This window comes from Cupriavidus sp. 05T42 (genome assembly GCF_056396345.1).
The window spans coordinates 1-18,842 of sequence record NZ_JBFTLH010000004.1 but is presented as its reverse complement, the minus strand read 5'-3'; the positions used below and the strand labels follow the sequence as shown (position 1 = coordinate 18,842).

19 protein-coding genes and 1 pseudogene are annotated in these 18,842 nt (G+C 67.9%); 10 read left to right on the top strand and 10 right to left on the bottom strand.

Annotated elements, in window-relative coordinates:
- Nucleotides 1–5: 5 nt before the first annotated feature.
- The 3 genes from AC1EJR_RS06195 to AC1EJR_RS06185 all read right to left on the bottom strand — a co-directional run bounded on the left by AC1EJR_RS06195 (nucleotide 6) and on the right by AC1EJR_RS06185 (nucleotide 2,290).
- Nucleotides 6–1,199, bottom strand: a complete 1,194-nt coding sequence (locus tag AC1EJR_RS06195; RefSeq protein WP_092291560.1) for a D-alanyl-D-alanine carboxypeptidase family protein — start codon at nucleotides 1,197–1,199, stop codon at nucleotides 6–8.
- A gap of 43 nt (nucleotides 1,200–1,242) precedes the next feature.
- Nucleotides 1,243–1,887: an alpha/beta hydrolase gene (locus AC1EJR_RS06190; protein WP_092291562.1), complete on the bottom strand. Its 645-nt coding sequence runs from the start codon at nucleotides 1,885–1,887 to the stop codon at nucleotides 1,243–1,245.
- Between the two features lie 82 nt (nucleotides 1,888–1,969).
- A complete protein-coding gene (locus tag AC1EJR_RS06185) occupies nucleotides 1,970–2,290 on the bottom strand; it encodes a (2Fe-2S) ferredoxin domain-containing protein (RefSeq protein WP_477146886.1) in 321 nt (106 codons plus the stop codon).
- Between the two features lie 420 nt (nucleotides 2,291–2,710).
- Between AC1EJR_RS06185 and AC1EJR_RS06180 the strand changes: the two genes are divergently transcribed.
- From AC1EJR_RS06180 to cmdF, 4 genes are read left to right on the top strand one after another with little or no spacing between them, the layout of a single operon-like run.
- Entirely contained in the window at nucleotides 2,711–3,997 is a 1,287-nt protein-coding gene (locus AC1EJR_RS06180; protein ID WP_092291566.1) for a dicarboxylate/amino acid:cation symporter, read from the top strand.
- A gap of 49 nt (nucleotides 3,998–4,046) precedes the next feature.
- Entirely contained in the window at nucleotides 4,047–6,059 is a 2,013-nt protein-coding gene (locus AC1EJR_RS06175; protein WP_092291568.1) for a sensor histidine kinase, read from the top strand.
- A 27-nt stretch (nucleotides 6,060–6,086) separates the two neighbouring features.
- On the top strand, nucleotides 6,087–7,406 hold the full coding sequence (locus tag AC1EJR_RS06170; protein WP_477146976.1) for a sigma-54-dependent transcriptional regulator: 1,320 nt from the start codon (nucleotides 6,087–6,089) through the stop codon (nucleotides 7,404–7,406).
- 60 nt (nucleotides 7,407–7,466) lie between these two features.
- A complete protein-coding gene (gene cmdF, locus AC1EJR_RS06165; protein WP_477146885.1) occupies nucleotides 7,467–9,083 on the top strand; it encodes a tyrosine 2,3-aminomutase in 1,617 nt (538 codons plus the stop codon).
- 10 nt (nucleotides 9,084–9,093) lie between these two features.
- Here cmdF and AC1EJR_RS06160 read toward each other — a convergent pair whose 3' ends face one another.
- The 5 genes from AC1EJR_RS06160 to AC1EJR_RS06140 form a co-directional block, all read right to left on the bottom strand.
- On the bottom strand, nucleotides 9,094–11,190 hold the full coding sequence (locus AC1EJR_RS06160) for an ATP-dependent helicase (RefSeq protein ID WP_477146884.1): 2,097 nt from the start codon (nucleotides 11,188–11,190) through the stop codon (nucleotides 9,094–9,096).
- A gap of 135 nt (nucleotides 11,191–11,325) precedes the next feature.
- Nucleotides 11,326–11,646 carry a helix-turn-helix domain-containing protein gene (locus AC1EJR_RS06155; RefSeq protein WP_092291574.1) on the bottom strand — a complete coding sequence of 107 codons (321 nt, stop codon included), beginning with the start codon at nucleotides 11,644–11,646 and terminating at the stop codon, nucleotides 11,326–11,328.
- Complete coding sequence (locus AC1EJR_RS06150) at nucleotides 11,643–11,969, bottom strand: type II toxin-antitoxin system RelE/ParE family toxin (RefSeq protein WP_477112730.1); 327 nt, start codon at nucleotides 11,967–11,969, stop codon at nucleotides 11,643–11,645. The genes AC1EJR_RS06155 and AC1EJR_RS06150 overlap by 4 nt, the downstream gene beginning before the upstream one ends.
- Nucleotides 11,970–12,170: 201 nt before the next feature.
- Nucleotides 12,171–12,710, bottom strand: a complete 540-nt coding sequence (locus AC1EJR_RS06145) for a TlpA disulfide reductase family protein (RefSeq protein WP_092291578.1) — start codon at nucleotides 12,708–12,710, stop codon at nucleotides 12,171–12,173.
- A gap of 55 nt (nucleotides 12,711–12,765) precedes the next feature.
- Nucleotides 12,766–13,239 (bottom strand): thioredoxin fold domain-containing protein, encoded by a 474-nt coding sequence (locus AC1EJR_RS06140; protein ID WP_092291580.1) that lies wholly within the window; start codon nucleotides 13,237–13,239, stop codon nucleotides 12,766–12,768.
- Nucleotides 13,240–13,396: 157 nt separating this feature from the next.
- On the opposite strand from AC1EJR_RS06140, the gene AC1EJR_RS06135 reads away from it, so the two are divergent.
- The 3 genes from AC1EJR_RS06135 (at nucleotide 13,397) to AC1EJR_RS06125 (ending at nucleotide 14,946) form a co-directional block, all read left to right on the top strand.
- On the top strand, nucleotides 13,397–14,017 hold the full coding sequence (locus AC1EJR_RS06135; RefSeq protein WP_477146883.1) for a hypothetical protein: 621 nt from the start codon (nucleotides 13,397–13,399) through the stop codon (nucleotides 14,015–14,017).
- A 22-nt stretch (nucleotides 14,018–14,039) separates the two neighbouring features.
- Entirely contained in the window at nucleotides 14,040–14,699 is a 660-nt protein-coding gene (locus AC1EJR_RS06130; RefSeq protein ID WP_441644587.1) for a LysE family transporter, read from the top strand.
- 85 nt (nucleotides 14,700–14,784) lie between these two features.
- Nucleotides 14,785–14,946, top strand: coding sequence for a hypothetical protein (locus AC1EJR_RS06125; RefSeq protein WP_477112728.1), 162 nt, complete (start codon nucleotides 14,785–14,787; stop codon nucleotides 14,944–14,946).
- Here the strand turns inward: AC1EJR_RS06125 and AC1EJR_RS06120 are convergent.
- Nucleotides 14,943–16,490, bottom strand: a complete 1,548-nt coding sequence (locus AC1EJR_RS06120) for a YifB family Mg chelatase-like AAA ATPase (protein WP_092291584.1) — start codon at nucleotides 16,488–16,490, stop codon at nucleotides 14,943–14,945. The genes AC1EJR_RS06125 and AC1EJR_RS06120 overlap by 4 nt on opposite strands.
- Nucleotides 16,491–16,593: 103 nt before the next feature.
- Entirely contained in the window at nucleotides 16,594–16,872 is a 279-nt protein-coding gene (locus tag AC1EJR_RS06115) for an accessory factor UbiK family protein (protein ID WP_092291586.1), read from the bottom strand.
- Nucleotides 16,873–17,419: 547 nt separating this feature from the next.
- Between AC1EJR_RS06115 and AC1EJR_RS06110 the strand changes: the two genes are divergently transcribed.
- The 3 genes and pseudogenes from AC1EJR_RS06110 to AC1EJR_RS06100 form a co-directional block, all read left to right on the top strand.
- Nucleotides 17,420–18,229: a TorF family putative porin gene (locus AC1EJR_RS06110; RefSeq protein WP_092291588.1), complete on the top strand. Its 810-nt coding sequence runs from the start codon at nucleotides 17,420–17,422 to the stop codon at nucleotides 18,227–18,229.
- 55 nt (nucleotides 18,230–18,284) lie between these two features.
- Nucleotides 18,285–18,623: a P-II family nitrogen regulator gene (locus AC1EJR_RS06105; RefSeq protein ID WP_092291590.1), complete on the top strand. Its 339-nt coding sequence runs from the start codon at nucleotides 18,285–18,287 to the stop codon at nucleotides 18,621–18,623.
- Nucleotides 18,624–18,659: 36 nt separating this feature from the next.
- A pseudogene (locus AC1EJR_RS06100) lies at nucleotides 18,660–18,842 on the top strand (ammonium transporter); the annotation flags it as partial.

The following is an 18,842-nucleotide window of genomic DNA, read 5'->3' as shown; positions in this document are numbered from 1 at the left end:
GCGGATTACTTGCGCTTGAACCAGAGGCGGATGGTGTCCCACAGGCGGCCGAAGAAGCCGGCCTCGGGCACGTCCTCGAGCGCCACCACCGGGAACTCGCCCACCTTCGTGGTGCCGTCCATCAGCTTGACCGTGCCGACCTGCTGGCCGACCGCGATCGGGGCCAGCAGCAGTTCCTGGCGCTCCAGCACCGGCTTCAGGCGGCTGCCCGTGCCCTTGGGCACCGTGACGAAGGTCTCGTTGGACACGCCGATCTTGACCGTGCCGGCGGCGCCCTTGTAGATCTCGGGCGTGGCCAGGACCTGGCCCTTGTCGTACAGGCGCAGGGTGTCGAAGAACTGGAAGCCGTAGTTCAGGATCTTCAGGCTTTCCTGCGTGCGCACCTGCTCGCTGGTGGTGCCGATCACGATCGACACCAGGCGGCGGTTGCCGTTCGGCACGTTGGCGAGCGGGCGCTGCGCCGACGAGATCAGGCAGTAGCCGGCCGACTTGGTGTGGCCCGTCTTCACGCCGTCCACGGTGGGGTCGATGTACAGCAGGCGGTTGCGGTTCGGCTGCTTGATCTTGTTATAGGTGAACTCCTTTTGCGAGTACATGCCGTAGTACTCGGGAAAGTCCTTGATCAGGCGCGTGGTCATCGTGGCCAGGTCCACCGCCGTGGTGTAGTGCTCCGGGTCGGGAATGCCGTCCGTGTTCGTGAAGTGCGTGCCCTTGAGGCCCATGCGCTGGGCCTCGCGGTTCATCATCGCCACGAAGCCTTCCTCGGAACCGCCCACGGCCTCGGCCAGCGCCAGCGCGGCGTCGTTGCCGGACTGGACGATCAGGCCCATCAGCAGGTCCTGCACGCTGACCGGCTTGTTCGGCTCGATGAACATGCGCGATTCGTCGCTTTTCACCTTCAGCACGACGTTGGTCGGCACCACGGTCTGGTCCATCGTCAGGCGCTTTTCCTTGACCGCCTGGAAGGCCAGGTAGGCCGTCATGATCTTGGTCAGCGAGGCCGGCTCGATGCGCAGGTCCGCGTTCTGCGAGGCCAGCGCCTGGCCGCTCGTCACGTCGTACAGCATCCAGGACTTGGCGGCGACCTGCGGGGTCGGCACGCCCTGCGCCAGCACGGCGGCAGGGGCGGCGAGCGCGACAGTAACGGCAATAGCGACGGGGGCAAGGGCGGACGCGAAGCGCGGCGTGGCTCTGTTCATAGGTGCGAATTCCAACGGATGAGGGTTGCGCGGACGGGACGGATCACCGGTCCCACGCGTTGACGACAAGCTGCTTGATCAGATGCAGCTTGCGATGAAAAAAATGGTCGGCGCCAGGAATGACGATGATCGGGAGTTCCTGCGGCCGGACCCAGTCCAGCACGCTGGCCAGCGGCACGGTCTCGTCCTGCTCGCCATGGATGACGATGGTGTCGGCCGGCACCGGCGCCACGTCCCAGCGGCTGGTGGCGGTTCCCACCAGCACCAGGCGCTGCGCCGGCGTGCCGGCCTCGGCCAGCCGCCGCGCCACGTGCGTCTGCACGAAGCTGCCGAACGAGAACCCGCCCAGCGCCAGCGGCAGCGTGGCGGCGTCCGGGGACCACGCGGTCTGGGTGCGCATCCAGTCCACCACGGCCAGCAGGTCGTCCTGCTCGCCGATGCCCTGGTCATGCTCGCCCGCCGAGTTGCCCACGCCGCGGAAGTTCGGCCGCACCGTGGCGTAGCCGAGGGCGACGAAGGTGCGCGCCAGCGTCTGCGCCACCTTGTTGTCCTTGGTGCCGGCGAACAGCGGGTGCGGGTGCGCCACCAGCGCCAGGCCGCGCACGGGCATGCCCTGCGGCAGGTCGATCGAGATATCGATGGCGCCGACGGGGCCGGGAATCGTGGTGACCTGGGTATGCGCGTTCATGGTGGCAGGAGCAGGAGTGAAAGCGGGACGAAGACGGGCAACAAAAAAACCGGGCGGACCCGGCGGGCACGGCGGAGGCGGATCAGCGGTCGAGCATCAGGCGTTCGACCGGCTTGCCGTTCACCAGATGGCTGTCGATGATCTCGTCGATGTCCTGCTCGTCGACGAAGGTGTACCAGACGGCCTCGGGGTAGACCACCAGCACGGGCCCGAGTTCACACCGGTTCAGGCAGCCGGCCTTGTTGATCCGCACGCGGCCTTCGGCGMCGGAAATKCCAAGCTGCTTGCAACGCTTCTTCGCGTATTCCTGCATCGCCTTGGCATTGTGGTCGGTGCAGCAGGCTTTGCCGTCGTCGCGCTCGTTTAGGCAAAAGAAGACGTGGTGTTGGTAGTAGCTGCTCATGCTCGGGCGCGCTCGCGGGGGCGGATGCGTCGATGGCGTTAGGGAAGCACGGAATTATACGTCGTCAGACTCCGCGTTCCGCCATGCGGGGCTGCCTGGATTTCCGGAATGGGGCGGGCGATCGGGCCCTGCTGCATCGGCCGATTTGGCTAAATGTGATGCGATATGCCCTTGCAAGGCGATCCCCACGTCGCATCGGCTTCCGGAAACCCGGAGCGGCCCGGTCCGGAATTCCGGAAAGCCGGACCCGTCGGCCGTCCGGAAAATCGAAAGTCATTCCAAATCAATGGCTTGCGGACAAGTGCCTCGGTGGCACGTCTGTTGCAAATAGTTACCTTCAGACGCGCCGCAATCCGCCAGGCGTGCATAGCGGGCGCCCCGAGCGCCCGGCACCGGTCAAAAAACACCGAGGACGACATCATGAGGAAACCCTTCTACAAGATCCTGTACGTGCAGGTGCTGTTCGCGATTGCCGTGGGCATCCTGCTGGGCCATTTCTGGCCCGACACAGGCGTGGAGATGAAGCCCCTGGGCGACGCCTTCATCAAGCTGATCAAGATGATCATCGGCCCGATCATCTTCTGTACCGTGGTGTCCGGCATCGCCGGCATGCGCGACATGAAGAAGGTAGGCCGCGTGGGCGGCAAGGCGCTGCTGTATTTCGAGATCGTCTCGACCTTCGCGCTGCTGATCGGCCTGCTGGCCTCGCACGCGCTCAAGCCGGGCGTGGGCTTCAACATCGATCCGGCCACGCTGGACACCAAGTCGATCTCGCAATACGTGTCCAAGGCCCACGGCCAGAGCACGACCGAGTTCTTCATGCACATCATCCCGGACACGGTCTTCAGCGCGTTCGCCAATGGCGACATCCTGCAGATCCTGCTGGTCTCGCTGTTCTTCGGCTCGGCCCTGGCGGTGCTGGGCGACCGCGCCAAGATCGTGCATGAGATGGTGGACCAGGTCTCGAAGGTGTTCTTCCACATCGTCCACGTGATCACCAAGGTGGCCCCGATCGGCGCGTTCGGCGCCATGGCGTTCACCATCGGCAAGTACGGCCTGGGCTCGCTGGTGCCGCTGCTGAAGCTGATCGGCACGTTCTACTTCACGGCCATCGTGTTCGTGCTGGTGGTGCTGGGTACCGTGGCCAAGTTCACGGGTTTCTCGATCATCCGCTTCGTCGCCTATATCAAGGAAGAACTGCTGATCGTACTGGGCACCAGCTCCTCCGAGGCCGCGCTGCCGCACCTGATGGAGAAGATGGAGCGCCTGGGCTGCTCGAAGTCGGTGGTGGGGCTGGTGGTGCCCACGGGCTACTCGTTCAACCTGGATGGCACCAATATCTATATGACGATGGCGGTGGTCTTCATCGCCCAGGCGACGGGCATCGAGCTGACGCTGCTCCAGCAGCTGACGATCCTGGCCGTGGCCATGGTGACGTCCAAGGGCGCCAGCGGCGTGACCGGCTCGGGCTTCATCACGCTGGCGGCGACGCTGGCCGTGGTGCCGACCATCCCGGTGGCCGGCATGGTGCTGATCCTCGGCATCGACCGCTTCATGAGCGAATGCCGCGCGCTGACCAACATCATCGGCAACGGCGTGGCCACCGTGGTGGTGTCCGCCTGGGAAAAGGAACTGGATCGTGCCCGCCTGAACCGCGTGCTGCGTGGCGAAGATGACACCGTCGGACTGGCCGACGCGGCCCGCTGACCTGTCCCGGCAACGGGTATCATCGGCGCGAGACCCTTCGTGCGCGCCGATGCCTCATTCCGACGATTTTCTAGCCGTACATGACCCTGCGGCGCCGGGTTCCGTGCATGCGCCCGGACCCGGCCCGCGCTGGTATGGCTTTGCCGGCGCCCTGCTGGCCGGCCTGCTGCTGCTCTGCGGGCTGACCTGGCTGCTGTCGGTGCAGCGCGGGATCTCCGCGCTGCAGCAATCCACGGCCATGCGCGCCGAGCGCTACGCCGCCACGCTCGAGTCCACGCTCGACCGCTACGAATTCCTCCCCGCGCTGGTTTCCCTGCATCCCTCGGTGCGCGGGCTGCTGGCCGCCCCCCAGGACCCCGCACGGATTGCCGCGGTCAATGACTATCTTGTCGATGTGAACCGGCGCGCGCGCGCCTCCGCCACCTATGTGATTGCCGCCAATGGCATGGCGCTGGCTGCCAGCAACCACGGCGAGCCGGGCAGCTTCGTCGGCACCGACTACCGCTTCCGGCCGTACTTCCAGCGCGCGGCGCGGGGCGAGGTGGGTCGCTTCTACGCCATCGGCATCACCAGCGACGAACCGGGCTACTACATCGCCCAGCCGATCGAGTCGGGCGGCAAGGTCATCGGCGTGACCGTGGTCAAGCTGAACCTGGAGTGGTTCCAGCGCGCCGGCGCGGGCCGGGCGGAGCCGCTGATGGTGGCCGACGACCATGGCGTGATCTTCCTCTCATCCGTGCCGGCCTGGCAGTACCGCACGCTGCGCACGCTGCCGCCCGAACTCCAGGCCGAGTTGCACAACACCCGCCAGTACCATGATCAGGCGGTCACGCCGCTGCCGCTGCTGGCGCTGGATTCGCCGGTCACGCGCTGGCTCGGCGACACCGTGCTGGGCGAGAACGCGCGGCTGGTGCGGCTGGGCGCCGATGGCGAGGCCGGCAGCCCGGCCGGCGGCATCGGGCTCACCGCCGACCGGGGCGACCGCTATCTGGAGATCAGCCGCGATGTCGGTCCGGCCGGCTGGACCATGCAGGTCATGGCGCCGCTGGACCCGGTGCTGGCCAGCGCGCGCGGCGCCACCGTGGGCGCGGCGCTGGCCTACGCCTGCGTCGGCCTGCTGCTGGTGAACCTGCGCCAGCGCCGCCAGCGCGCGCGCGACATGCAATACAGCCGCCGCATGCTCGAAGCGGCCTATGACGAACTCGAACGCCGCGTGGAGGCCCGCACGGCCGACCTGATGGCGATCAACGAACAGCTCGAAGCCGAGGTGGCCGAGCGTACCCGCGCCGAAGGCGAGCTGCGCGCCACGCAGGACGAACTCGTGCAGGCCAGCAAGCTCGCCGCGCTGGGGCAGATGGCCGCCGGCATCACGCACGAGCTGAACCAGCCGCTGGCCGCGCTGCGCACGTTCTCGGACAACACCCGCGTGCTGCTGGAGCGCGGCCAGCTGGACGCCGCCACCGGCAACCTCGGCGCCATCGCCGATCTCACCACCCGCATGGGCAAGATCACCGGCCAGCTCAAGCTGTTCGCCGGCAAGGCGCGGCCCCGGCGCCACGCCGTGCGCGTGCGCGCGGCCATCGACCACGTGCTGCAACTGATGGCGCCGCGCCTGGCCGGCGTGGGGCTGACCGTGCGCGGGCTGGAGGGCGATGAGACCGAAGGGGCCGACGGCGCCGAGATCGCCGTCTGGGCGGACGAACTGAAGCTGGAGCAGGTGCTGCTGAACCTCGTCGGCAATGCGCTGGACGCGATTGCCGGCGAGGGACCGGAAGCGCGGCAGGCCGGCCACATCGACATTACGGTGTACGTCGCCCCCGAGGCGGTGAGCGTGTCCGTGCGCGACAATGGCCCCGGCATTGCGCCCGATGTGCTGCCGCGCCTGTTCGAGCCGTTCTTCACTACCAAGGAGATCGGCCAGGGGCTCGGGCTGGGGCTGGCGATTTCCTCGTCGATCGTGCGCGAGTTCGGCGGCCAGCTGGCGGCGCAGAACGCGGATGGCGGCGGCGCTGAATTCGTGGTGACTTTGCGGCGGGCGTACCAGCCCGCCACCACTGCCTGAGAAGGCAAGCAGGAATAAGGGATGGCGATGCAAGACGGATTGCGCGTGCTGTTTGTGGAGGATGAGCCGCTGGTGCGGCAGGCCACGGCGCAGAGCCTGGAACTGGCCGGGTTCGCGGTACTGGCGCTGCCCTCGGCGGAGGCGGCCATGCCGCACCTCAGCGCCGACTTTCCCGGCGTGCTGGTGACCGATGTGCGGCTGGGCGGCGCGAGCGGGCTCGACCTGCTGCACCACTGCCGCAACGCCGCGCCCGGCGTGCCGGTGATCCTCGTCACCGGCCACGGCGACATCACGATGGCCGTGCAGGCCATGCKCGAGGGCKCCTACGACTTMATCGAGAAGCCGTTCGGGGCCGACCGCCTGACCGACACCGTGCGCCGCGCCCTCGAGCGCCGCGCGCTGGAACTGGAGAACGTGGCGCTGCGCCGCCAGCTGGCGGGCCCGGCGGCGGGCACGCGCATCATCGGCCGCTCGGCGGCGATGGCGCGCGTGCGCGACCTGATCGCCAACGTGGCGCCCACCGATGTGCCGGTGATGATCAACGGCGAAACCGGCACCGGCAAGGAACTGGTGGCGCGCAGCCTCCACGCGCTGTCCACCCGGCGCGACGCGCCCTTCATCGCCCTGAATTGCGGCGCGGTGCCCGAGGCGATCTTCGAGAGCGAGATGTTCGGCCACGAGGCCGGCGCCTTCACCGGCGCGGGCAAGCGCCGCGTGGGCAAGCTGGAGCATGCGTCGGGCGGCACGCTGTTCCTGGACGAGATCGAGAGCATGCCGCTGGCGCTCCAGGTGAAGCTGCTGCGGGTGTTGCAGGAGGGCACGCTGGAGCGGCTGGGTTCGAACACCTCGGTGCCGATCGACGTGCGCATCGTGGCGGCGGCCAAGGGCGACATGGAGGGGCTGGTAGCGCAGGGCGCCTTCCGCCAGGATCTGCTCTACCGGCTCAACGTGGTGACGATTCCGCTGCCGCCGCTGCGCGACCGCCGCGAGGACATCGTGCCGCTGTTCGAGCACTTCATGCTGGTGGCGGCCGTGCGCTACCAGCGCCCCGCGCCGATCCTCTCGGAGATGCAGCGCCAGTCACTGATGCAGCGCCCGTGGCCCGGCAATGTGCGCGAGTTGCGCAACGCGGCGGACCGGCTGGTGCTGGGCGTGCCCGAAGGCGTGAGCGGCAAGCCGGACGTCGCGGACGACTCCGCACCGCTGCGCGAGCGCATGGAGCACTACGAGCGCGCCGTGATCGCCGATACGCTCGCGCGCACCGGCGGCGCGGTKAGCCAGGCGGCGGATCTGCTGCAGGTCGGCAAGGCCACGTTGTACGACAAGATCAAGCGCTACGGACTGTAACGGGCTTGGTACACTCGGGGCCCTTCGCCTCGTGCGCCCCTGTGATTGCTGATCCGCCCCATGTCCGAAGTCACCCGCTCCGCCTTGCCTGCCGCCGACATCGACGGCCATCACCTTACCGCGCCCGCCGTTGTCGACGTGGCGCGTGGCCGCCGCCCCGGTCGAGTGCCGGGCGCCGTGCTCGACAAGGTGGGCGAAGCCCGCGCGCGCTTCGAGCAGGTAGCGTCGGCCAATGTGCCGATCTACGGCGTCTCCACCGGCTTCGGCGAACTGGTCCATAACTGGGTCGATATCGAGCACGGCCGCGCGCTGCAGGAAAACCTGCTGCGCAGCCACTGCGCCGGCGTCGGTCCGCTGTTCTCGCGCGACGAAGTGCGGGCGATGATGGTGGCGCGCGCCAACGCGCTCTCGCGCGGCTACTCGGCCGTGCGCCCGCTGGTCATCGAACAACTGCTGAAGTATCTGGACGCCGGCATCACGCCGGCCGTGCCGCAGGTGGGCTCGCTCGGCGCCAGCGGCGACCTCGCGCCGCTCTCGCACGTGGCGATCACGCTGATCGGCGAAGGCAAGGTCCTGACCGCCGATGGCGGCACCGCGCMCACTGCCGAGGTGCTGCGCGAGCATGGCATCGCCCCGATCGCGCTGGCCTACAAGGAAGGGCTGGCGCTGATCAACGGCACCTCGGCCATGACCGGCGTGTCCTGCCTGCTGCTGGAGACGCTGCGCGCCCAGATCACGCAGGCCGAGATCATCGCCGCGCTGGCGCTGGAGGGCTTGTCCGCTTCCGCCGATGCCTTCATGGCCCACGGCCACGACATCGCCAAGCCGCACCCGGGCCAGATCCGCTCCGCCGCCAATATGCGCGCGCTGCTGGCCGATTCCGACCGGCTGGCCGGTCATGGCGAGCTGTCCGCCGAGATGAAGACGCGCGCCGGCGACGAGAAGAACACCGGCACCGGCGTCTTTATCCAGAAGGCCTACACGCTGCGCTGCATCCCGCAGGTGCTCGGCGCCGTGCGTGACACGTTGGACCATTGCGCCACGGTGGTCGAGCGTGAACTCAATTCGTCGAACGACAACCCGCTGTTTTTCGATGATGGCGCGCTGTTMCACGGCGGCAACTTCCACGGCCAGCAGGTGGCGTTCGCGATGGACTTCCTCGCCATCGCCGCGACGCAGCTGGGCGTGGTGTCCGAGCGCCGCCTGAACCGGCTGCTGAGCCCGCACCTGAACAACCGCCTGCCGGCCTTCCTGGCGGCCGCCAACGAGGGGCTGTCGTGCGGGTTTGCTGGCGCGCAGTACCCGGCGACGGCGCTGATCGCCGAGAACCGGACGATCTGCAGCCCGGCCAGCATCCAGAGCGTGCCGTCCAATGGCGACAACCAGGACGTGGTGAGCATGGGGCTGATCGCGGCCCGCAACGCGCGCCGCATCCTCGATAACAACCAGTACATCCTCGCCATCGAGTTGCTGGCCGCGTGCCAGGCCGCCGAACTGGCCGGCGCTGTGGAGCAACTGGCGCCGGCGGGCCGCGCCGTGTTCCACTTCGTGCGGACACGCGTGCCGTTCCTGGCGATGGATCGCTATATGACCGATGACATCGAGGCCGTGGCCGCGCTGCTGCGCGACGGCGCCTTGCTGGATGTGGTGCGGCAGGCCGGCATCGAACTCGTCTGATCCCGGCCGGCTACTTCCACATATCGCGCATGCGGCTGGCCAGGTCTACCTGGGGCAGGGGGGCCTTGGTCGGCGCGTCGCCGGGCATCGGCGGGGGCGGCCAGGACCGGCTGTAGAAGTTCGGCATCACCCGGTTCGGCAGGAAGCGCGTGCGCGACGCGTAGACGTGGCGGTCGCCAAATCCCACMTGCTGATGAACGTAGAAGCGCTGCGGCACCACGATGTCGAGGTGGTCCTTGGCGCGCGTCATCGCCACGTAGAGCAGCCGGCGTTCTTCCTCGATTTCTTCCGTGGTGCCCGTGGCGAGGTCGGACGGCATGCAGCCATCCACCGCATTGAGCACGTAGACCGCCTTCCACTCCTGGCCCTTGGCCGAATGGATCGTGGACAGGATCAGGTAGTCCTCGTCGCGCGACGGCACGCCGGATTCATCGCTGGACGCGCTCGGCGGATCGAGCGTCAGCTCGGTCAGGAAGCGCTCGCGCGAGGCATAGGTGGCCGCAATCCGCTCGATCTGCTGGAGATCGGCCTGCCGCGCGGCGGCATCGTCGTGAATCCGCTCCAGATGGGGCAGGTACCACGCCACCACCTGCTCGAACTCCGACGGCCACGGCGAGGTGGGCGCCATCAGCCCGCGCGCCAGCGCGATCAGCTCGGCCCAGGCCGGCGCGGCGGCGGGCGGCGGCTCGAAGGCCTCCAGCGCCAGCAGTGGCTCGGTGGCCGCTTCCAGCCCCTCCAGCACGCGCGCGGCGGTTTTCGGGCCCACGCCGGGCAGCAACTGCAGGGTGCGGAAGCCGGCCATGCGGTCGCGCGGATTCTCCAGCCATCGCACCACGGCCATCACGTCCTTGACGTGGGTCGATTCCAGGAATTTCAGGCCGCCGAACTTCACGAACGGGATGTTGCGGCGGGCCAGTTCGATCTCGACCTGCGCGCTGTGGTCGGCCGCGCGGAACAGCACGGCCTGCGCCATCAGCGTCAGCCCGGCCTCGCGCCGCGCCAGCACCTGCTCCACCACGTAGCGCGCCTGATCGGCTTCATCGTTGACCACCACCACGCCCGGCTTCTCGGCCGACTCGCGCAGCGACCACAAATCCTTGGTGAACCGCTCTGCGGCCAGCCCGATCACAGCGTTGGCGGCGGCCAGGATCGGCTGGGTGGAGCGATAGTTCTGCGCCAGCGTCACCTGATGCGCGGGCGGCGAGAAATGCTGCGGAAAATCGAGGATGTTGCGGACGGTGGCGCCCCGGAACGCGTAGATCGACTGGGCGTCGTCGCCGACCACGGTCAGGCCGCGCCCGTCCGGCTTCAGCGCGAGCAGGATCGACGCCTGCAAGGCATTGGTGTCCTGGTATTCATCCACCAGCACGTGGTCGAAGCGCGCGCCCATGTCCTGCGCCAGCGACGGCTCGATCAGCGCCTGCGCCCAGTAGAGCAGCAGGTCGTCGTAGTCGAGCACCTGCTGCTTCTGCTTGGCGGCCACGTAGCCGGCGAACAGGGCCTTGAGCGCGTCCGCCCACATCGCATAGCGGGGAAATTGCGTCTTGAGAATCACTTCCAGCGGGAGCTGGGTGTTGACCACGCGCGAATAGATCGCGAGGCAGGTTTCCTTGCGCGGGAAGCGCGAGGTCTGCTCCGAGAGGCCGAGGTCGAGCCGCACCACGTGCATCAGGTCGGCCGAATCGCTCCGGTCGCTGATGGTGAAGGTGGGCGCCAGCCCCAGCGTTTCGGCGTACTCGCGCAGCAGCCGCGCGCCGATGGCGTGGAAGGTGCCCGACCATTGCAGCGCGGCCCGGCCCGCCCCGGTACTGGTGCCCAGCGCCTGATCGACGATGCGCTCCACACGGCGACCCATCTCGGCGGCAGCCCGGCGCGAGAACGTGAGCAGCAGGATGCGCCGCGGATCGGCCCCGCCCAGCACGAGGTGGGCCACGCGATGCGCCAGCGTATTGGTCTTGCCCGAGCCGGCGCCGGCAATGATCAGCAGCGGCGCATCCCCGGCATGCGACGCCGCCGCACGCTGCTCGGGGTTCAGGCGGGTCAGGTAGGCAGGGACGTCAGCAGGGACGTCGGGGGCGTCGGCTTCGAGAACAGGATCCGGGGACACGGGCAGGGGCAGGGGCGACTGAGAAAATTCTGGCGCTCACTGTATATCCATACAGCCTGGAGAGGCAAGCGGGTCGTGAGGGCCCCACAACACAAGAGTGCGGTGCTGGGCGCAATTCGCCGGCGCCCTGGGGAATCAGCCCTTGATCGCCTTGCGTTGCCGCTTGAATGCCTTCAGATCCGCTACGGAAAATAACTGGCTACGGCCGACCGTTGCATGCGAAGTCAGCTTCCCATCGCGCACGAAGCGGCGGAAGGTGGCCATCGAGATCTCAAGATATTCCGCCGCTTCGGCTGCCGTGAAGTCGTCCTCTGCCAGGTGGCCGAAGACCTCCTCGTGGCTCAGATTCTCGTCGCGGAACGCACGTTGACCGACCATGGCGAAAAACTTCAGCCGCTCCTGCGCAGGCATCTCGCCAAGATGCCTCATCAGTTCTTCTGCGGTTGCAATATTCACGATTTCCTCTCTGCTTTCAGATACATCTTCAACTCGGCGTAGAAATTCTCGTGCGAGCCCACTTGGTAAAAATCAATCAGCAACAGTTCAATGTCGATGCCGGCACCTTTCTGCGCTTCAGTGGGCGGCCGGTAGGCCATCAAGTATTCCTGGCGGTTGAACTTGAACTTATGGACCCAGATCCCCGCCAGATCCGCCACTTTCGCTTGGCCGACTTCCGGGTTGTTGCAAACGACTTCCACTTCATCCTCGATGGTCAGTTGAAGTGGCCTATGCGCCTTTTTTACAAACTGGCTGAAAGGCTTCTTGTAGTTCGGCGTCATGACCCTTTATTTGATCAGAATTGATTCTATAACGAATCAACCATGGTTGGTGACCGCCCGCGGCGGCGAGGGCATCAGCTTGACCAAACTGGAGTGAATCCGACTTGAGCGGGCGCAGCCGATCGCAAAAAAAGAAAGGCACCCACATGGGGTGCCTTCTGTCAGTCAGCGATGTCCGCCGACGGCGGACGTTTGGGCGCTTCAGGCCGCGCTGGCCAGCGCGCCGTCGAGCAGCTTGTGGAGCGACTCCCATTCGGGCTCGCCGACGTAGCGCTTGAGAATCTTCCCGTTCTTGTCGACCACGAAGGTCGTCGGGGTGAGTTGCACGTCACCGAAGGCCTTGGCGGCCGTGCCGTCGGAGTCCATTGCCACCTTGAACGGCAGGTCGCGGGTCTTGGCGAAGTTGGCGACGTACATCGGCGGGTCGTAGTTCATCGCCACGGCCACGAAGTCCAGGCCCTTGTCCTTGAACTGCTGGTAGGTCTTGATCATGTCGGGCATTTCCTTGACGCACGTGGTGCAGCTCGTGGCCCAGAAGTTGATCAGGTAGACCTTGCCCTTGAGGTCGGCCGTGCTGACCTTTTCGCCCGAGAGCAGCGTGAAGGTGGCGGCGGGTACGGTGCTGGCCGGCGCCAGCGCGCGGAAGCCGAAAAAGCCGAGCACGGCGAGGATGACCACGGCGACGGCGATCGGCACGATCGGGCGGCGCTTCGGTGCGGTGGAGACGGTGGAGTCAGACATGGGAGGCAGTCCCGTGAGATGGATCGGCGGAAAATCGTCGAAGAACGTCGCTATTCTACTTCCGGGCGATCTTGGCGCGCGCGGTGTCCAGCGCCTGCTCCAGGTAGGCGCCGTAGAAATCGCCCTGCAAGCCCAGCAGCGCGTTGGCCACGGGCTGGCCGTTGGCGTCGAGGAACAGCACGGTCGGTGCCACGGACACGTTGTGAGCACGCGCCCACTTCTTGGCGGTGGTCATGGTGCCGTCGATGTCGCGCATCGGCGTGTCGGCGGTCATGTCCACTTCCCGCGCGGCGATCTCGCCGGCGGCGGCCTGCGGCGCGAGGTAGTTGCGGCGCACCGTCTCGCAGTAGCTGCAGCCGGGCAGGCTGACCAGCACCACCAGCGGCTCGCCGGACTTGGCGGCGGCGGCGGTCTGGGCGGCCACGTCGGTCACGGCAGGCAGGTGGCCCGCCGCGTTGGCGGCGCCGCTGGCCAGCAGCAGGGCCGCGAGCCAGGGCAGGGCACGAAGGGTGGACAGGCGTGGACGCATAGAAGACGGGGCCAAACTCGGGGCGAAACTCGCAGAAAATCGATGCGGCGACGAGCGGTCGCGCGCGGCTTCCCGGATAATACCGGCTTGCGCCAGCGGGCGTGCGAGTGGTCAAAGACGCACCCGTCAGCCCCGTCGCCTGATAAGAATGTTCTCCATGCTCCGCCAACCCCGCCGACCGCTCCGTTCGCTTCCCCACGCCATCCTGCCGTCCCTTGTCCTCGCGCTGCTGGCGGCGCTGGCCGGCTGCTCGCCGCGCTATGACTGGCGCACCATCCAGTCCGACGATGGCCGGTACGCCGCGCTCTATCCCGGCAAGCCGACCAGCTCCGCGCGTGACGTGGCGATTGCCGGGCGCAAGCTGCCGATGACGATGGAAGCGTCCCGCATCGACGACACGCTGTTCGCCGTGGGCGTGGTCACGCTGCCCGCCGATGACGCCGCGCTGCGCCGCGAGGCGCTGGCGTCGATGCAGGCCGGCCTCGTGGCCAACCTCGGCGCCCATCCCGAGGCCCCGGCGCGCACGCGCGCGATCACGGTGACGTCGGCCGCCAAGCCGCCCATGGCGCTGGAGGGCGTGGAGCTGACCGTAACCGGCGTCTCGCCGCAGGACAAATCGCCGCGCCGGCTTACCGCGCGGCTGGTGGCGTCCGGCACGCGCGCGTATCAGGCCGTCGTGCTCGAGTCGGGCGACGCCGCCCGTGACGCGCGGCAGGCCGAGCAGGTGGAGCAGTTCCTGACCGGATTCCATCCGTTCTKACCGATTTCTGTGAGTTGACTGACGTTCCAAGGAGAACAAGATGCGTTGGGAAGTGTGGCTGGCGTATTTCGCCGCGTGCTGGGTGATCGCGATTTCGCCGGGGTCGGGCGCCGTGCTGTCGATGAGCCACGGGCTCTCGTACGGGCTGAAGAAGACAACGACGACGATCATGGGCCTGCAAACGGGCCTGGTGATCATCCTGCTGATCGCGGGCGGCGGGCTGGGCGCGCTGCTGCTGGCCTCCGAAGAGGCGTTCGTGGTGGTCAAGACCATCGGCGCGGCCTACCTGATCTACCTCGGCATCCAGCAATGGCGGGCCAAGGTCGAGTCGCAGGGGGAAGGCAATGTTGATGGCGAGGGCGCCCCGGGCCGCGCGCGCGTCGCCGTGATGAGCCGCCGCCGCCGGTTCGCCACGGGTCTGCTGACCAACGTGACGAACCCAAAGGGGATCATCTTCATGGTGGCCGTGCTGCCGCAGTTCATCGACCCGACCCATCCGCTCGGCCCGCAGCTCGCCATCCTGGCCGCGACGATGTGCGGCGTGGATCTGGTCGTCATGCACGGCTACGCGCTGTTGGCCTCGCGCATGCAGGGCCTGTTCCGCAACGCCCGCGCGGTGCGCTGGCAGAACCGCTTCTTCGGCGGCGTGCTGGTGGCCGTGGGCACGGCGCTGTTCTTCGTGCGCCGGCATCCGGCCTGAAGTCACTGCAAGATGGTCACGATCCGGCTGGCGCCTGCCGGCCGGGTTTGCTTCAATGGGGAGAGACCGTTGCCGGAGATCCCCGATGCCTGCTGTACTGCGTTCTGCCCTGATCGCCCAGAGCGCCCAGAGCGCCCTGACTGCCGCGCACCGGGAGCCCCCTCCCGAGCCCCCGCCGCCCGGCCACCCGCCTGACCTGCCGCCGATCGAGGAGCCGCCGCCCCCGCCGGTGGAACCCCCGGTCTAACCCGCCCGCAACGCGCGCCGGTACTGGATGGCTTCCGCCACATGCGCGGCGGTCAGTACCGCCGCGTCTTCCAGGTCCGCGATCGTCCGGGCCACCTTCAGCACCCGGAAATACGCCCGCGCCGACCAGCCCAGCTTCTGCATCGCCCCGCGCAGCAACGCCTGCGCGTCGGCCGCCAGCGGGCAGTGATCGTCGATGGCGCGCCCGGACAACTCCCCATTCGGCATGCCTTGCCGCCCCAGCTGCCGCGCCCGCGCTGCCACGGCCCGTGCGCGAACCGCCGCGCTGCCCTCGCCGGGCGGGCCATCGAAAATCTCCTGCTGGCTTTGCGCCGGCACCTCGATCTGCAGGTCCACGCGGTCCAGCAGGGGCCCGGACACCTTCGACTGGTAACGCTGGATCTGGTCCGGCGTGCAGCGGCACGGCCGCGACGGGTGGCCGAGGTAGCCGCACGGGCACGGGTTCATCGCCGCCACGAACTGGAAGCGCGCGGGGAAGTCCGACTGGCCCGCCGCGCGCGAAATGGTGATGTGGCCGGTCTCCAGCGGCTCGCGCAGGACTTCGAGCACGCGGCGCTCGAACTCTGGCAATTCGTCGAGAAACAGCACGCCGTGATGGGCCAGCGAGATCTCCCCGGGACGCGGATTGCCGCCGCCGCCGACCAGTGCCGGCGCGCTGGCCGTGTGGTGCGGGCTGCGGAACGGGCGCCGGCCCCATTGCGCCGGCTGGAAGCCGCCCGGCGTCAGGCTCAGCACGGCGGCGGCTTCGAGCGCCTCGGCAGCCGTCATCGGCGGTAGCAATCCGGCGAATCGTTGCGCGAGCATCGACTTGCCGGTGCCGGGCGGCCCCACCAGCAGGGCGGAATGCTGGCCCGCCGCCGCGATCTCCATCGCCCGCCGCGCCTGTAGCTGGCCGCGCACGTCGCGCATGTCCGGACCGATATTGACGCCATCGGGCCATGCGGCCAGCCCCGGCGGCTCGGCGCGCGGCAGGCGCCGGTCGGGCAGGGGGCCGAGGTGGTCGCAGACATCGCGCAGGGTGGCGCCCGCGTGGACGGTCAGGCCATCGACCAGCGCGGCTTCGGGGCCGTTGCCGTCGGCGACGATAAAGGCGCGCGCCGGCTGGCCCTGGGCGGTGCGGCGGGCGTTGTCGCGGGCGAGCCCCATCGCCATGACCAGCGCGCCGCGCACCGGGCGCAGGTCGCCGGCCAGCGACAGCTCGCCCGCAAATTCGCAGGCATCGAGCCCGTCCCCCGGCAGCTGGCCGCTCGCCACGAGGATGCCCAGCGCGATGGCCAGATCGAAGCGACCGGACTCCTTGGGCAGGTCGGCCGGGGCGAGGTTGACGGTGATGCGCCGGGCTGGAAACTCGTAGGCGCTGTTGAGCAAGGCGGCACGCACGCGCTCGCGGCTCTCGCGCACCTCGGTGTCGGCTAGTCCGACGATATTGAACGCGGGCAGCCCGTTGGCGATGTGGATCTCCACGGCCACCGGCGGCGCCTCCACCCCGGTCAGCGCCCGGCTGCGCAGCACGGCGAGACTCATGGTGCGGGCCGCTCCCGATTTGCGAAAGTGTTAACGAAAAAGGCCGCCGGAGTCCGGCGGCCTTTCTGGCCTGCTGAGGTGGCGCTGGATCGGCGCCGGGGCGTCATACCCCTGCCGTCGGCGCGCCGCCCTGGGGCGCTGCCCCCGGCGTGGCGCGGCGCTCAAGCTCGGTCACGCGGGCTTCCAGCTCCTCGAGCCGGGCGCGCGTGCGGGCCAGCACCTGCGACTGCACGTCGAATTCCTCGCGCGTGACCAGGTCCAGGCGCGCAAAGCCCTGCGTCATCATGCTGCGCACGTTTTTCTCGATGTCCTTGGCCGGCGAGTTGCGCAGCGCCTCACTGACCTTCTGCTGCAGGTCGTTGAACAGATCGGTCGGTTTCATGGTGGAACTCCTCGTGGTGACCAATGCAATGGATTCGGGGTCCGCTGCGCTGCTATCCGCACTCCCGCACCGGAATGGTGCTGACGGACCCGGCGAGCGCCGGGATCGACGCATGCCGGTGCACCCGACTGGGGCGCGGTGCGTCCTGGCACCCATCTTGTGTCCGTCATGCGTCCGCCGGCCGCCTTCGCGCCTGGGGGATCGCGCCAAGCGCGCAGCACTTGACCCTGTATGGGCGGATTATGACCCCTCGGCGCCCGCCATGAAAGCGCCGGCAAGGCCCGGACACATCTTTTAACGGATTCGGCGGGGGCGAAATGTCTGCTTCGATCGTCGACAAAGTGGTGTGTCGGGCGCCCGCGAACGATCCGGAAGCCCCCCAGGACGATGCACCGCAGGCGGGGAATCGGGCTGGCACGGCTGTTGCAGTAATCGGCTMAGGAGCGTCAATGCCCGAGGCAGCGGAAAAAGCCGCCCGGGCACAAACAAAGGTAGCAAACACCTCAAATCGAGCCCGCGAAGACCACAAGGAAAAGGAGAAACCCCGATGAAGACGTTCAGCCTCGCAGTCAGCGCCAGCGCCGCCGCACTTCTGCTGGCAGCCGCCCCGGTCATGGCGCAGACCGCCCCGGCCGAGCCGGCCCCGGCCGCCGCCCCGGCTGCAGCCCCCGCCGAGGAAGCATCGCCGCATACCTTCACGGCGAACGTCTCGCTGGTCAGCGACTACCGCTATCGCGGTATCAGCCAGACCAACCGCCGTCCGGCCATTCAGGGTGGGTTCGATTACGCGCATTCGAGCGGCTTCTATGTCGGCAACTGGAACTCGAGCATCAGCTGGCTCGAAGACGCCGACTCGACGGTCTCGGCGCCCGTGGAAATGGACTTCTACGGCGGCTTCAAGAACACCTTCAGCGCCGGCGGCGCCGATTTCAACTATGACGTGGGCGTGCTCGAGTACTACTACCCGGGCGGCTACAACACCCCGCGCCCCTACACCACCGAGCTGTACGCCGGCATTGGCTGGGGCCCGGTCTTCCTGAAGTATTCGCACTCGCTGACCAACCTGTTCGGGTTCAACGACTCGAAGAACAGCTACTACATCGACCTKACGGCCAACGTGCCGCTGAATTTCTGGGACCTGACCTTCAACGCCCACGTGGGCTACCAGGGCGTGAAGAATTTCAGCGATGCGTCGTACACCGACTGGAAGGTCGGTCTGACCAAGGACCTGGGCAAGGGTTTCGCGGTGGCGATTGCGTACGTGGACACCAACGCCGACAAGGCCGTGTACACCAACACGCGCGGACGCTACCTGGGCAAGTCGACGTTCTGGGCGTCGCTCACCAAGACTTTCTAATTAGTGCATCGAGGCGGGCGGCCTGCCAGACCGGGTCGCCCCGAGGAGAAATGGGATGAAACTCATCATTGCAGTCATCAAGCCGTTCAAGCTGGACGAGGTGCGCGAGGCGCTCTCGGACGTCGGCGTGTCCGGTATCACCGTGACCGAAGTCAAGGGGTTTGGCCGCCAGAAGGGCCATACCGAGCTGTACCGGGGCGCCGAGTACATCGTGGACTTCCTGCCCAAGGTGAAGATCGAGGTGGCGGTGCCGGACGACGTGGTGGAACGCGCCATCGAGGCCATCGAGAAGTCGGCCCGCACCGGCAAGATTGGCGACGGCAAGATCTTTATCGCGCCGATCGAACAAGTCATTCGCATCCGCACCGGCGAGACCGGCGGCGACGCGCTCTGACACGAGATAAAAGACACGAGACAAGAGGTTAAGCTCATGACAACCTGGTTCAAGCGAATCCTGACGGCCGGCGCGATGTCGCTGGCGCTCGGCACGGCCGGCCTCGGCCTGTCCACCCATGCCGTGGCGCAGGACAAGCCCGCCGCCGAGGCTTCGGCCCCGGCAGCGGCCACCGCCGCTGCCCCMGCTGCMGCCACCCCGGCTGCCGCCGCCCCGGCT

Bases quoted from the DNA above. Each gene is read 5' to 3' on its own strand.
- AC1EJR_RS06190 (WP_092291562.1), bottom strand. From the start codon at position 1,887: ATGAACGCGCATACCCAGGTCACCACGATTCCCGGCCCCGTCGGCGCC.
- AC1EJR_RS06150 (WP_477112730.1), bottom strand. From the start codon at position 11,969: ATGACGCCGAACTACAAGAAGCCTTTCAGCCAGTTTGTAAAAAAGGCG.
- AC1EJR_RS06130 (WP_441644587.1), top strand. From the start codon at position 14,040: ATGCGTTGGGAAGTGTGGCTGGCGTATTTCGCCGCGTGCTGGGTGATC.
- AC1EJR_RS06175 (WP_092291568.1), top strand. From the start codon at position 4,047: ATGCCTCATTCCGACGATTTTCTAGCCGTACATGACCCTGCGGCGCCG.
- AC1EJR_RS06180 (WP_092291566.1), top strand. From the start codon at position 2,711: ATGAGGAAACCCTTCTACAAGATCCTGTACGTGCAGGTGCTGTTCGCG.
- AC1EJR_RS06120 (WP_092291584.1), bottom strand. From the start codon at position 16,490: ATGAGTCTCGCCGTGCTGCGCAGCCGGGCGCTGACCGGGGTGGAGGCG.
- AC1EJR_RS06115 (WP_092291586.1), bottom strand. From the start codon at position 16,872: ATGAAACCGACCGATCTGTTCAACGACCTGCAGCAGAAGGTCAGTGAG.
- AC1EJR_RS06145 (WP_092291578.1), bottom strand. From the start codon at position 12,710: ATGTCTGACTCCACCGTCTCCACCGCACCGAAGCGCCGCCCGATCGTG.
- AC1EJR_RS06105 (WP_092291590.1), top strand. From the start codon at position 18,285: ATGAAACTCATCATTGCAGTCATCAAGCCGTTCAAGCTGGACGAGGTG.
- AC1EJR_RS06195 (WP_092291560.1), bottom strand. From the start codon at position 1,199: ATGAACAGAGCCACGCCGCGCTTCGCGTCCGCCCTTGCCCCCGTCGCT.
- AC1EJR_RS06125 (WP_477112728.1), top strand. From the start codon at position 14,785: ATGCCTGCTGTACTGCGTTCTGCCCTGATCGCCCAGAGCGCCCAGAGC.
- AC1EJR_RS06140 (WP_092291580.1), bottom strand. From the start codon at position 13,239: ATGCGTCCACGCCTGTCCACCCTTCGTGCCCTGCCCTGGCTCGCGGCC.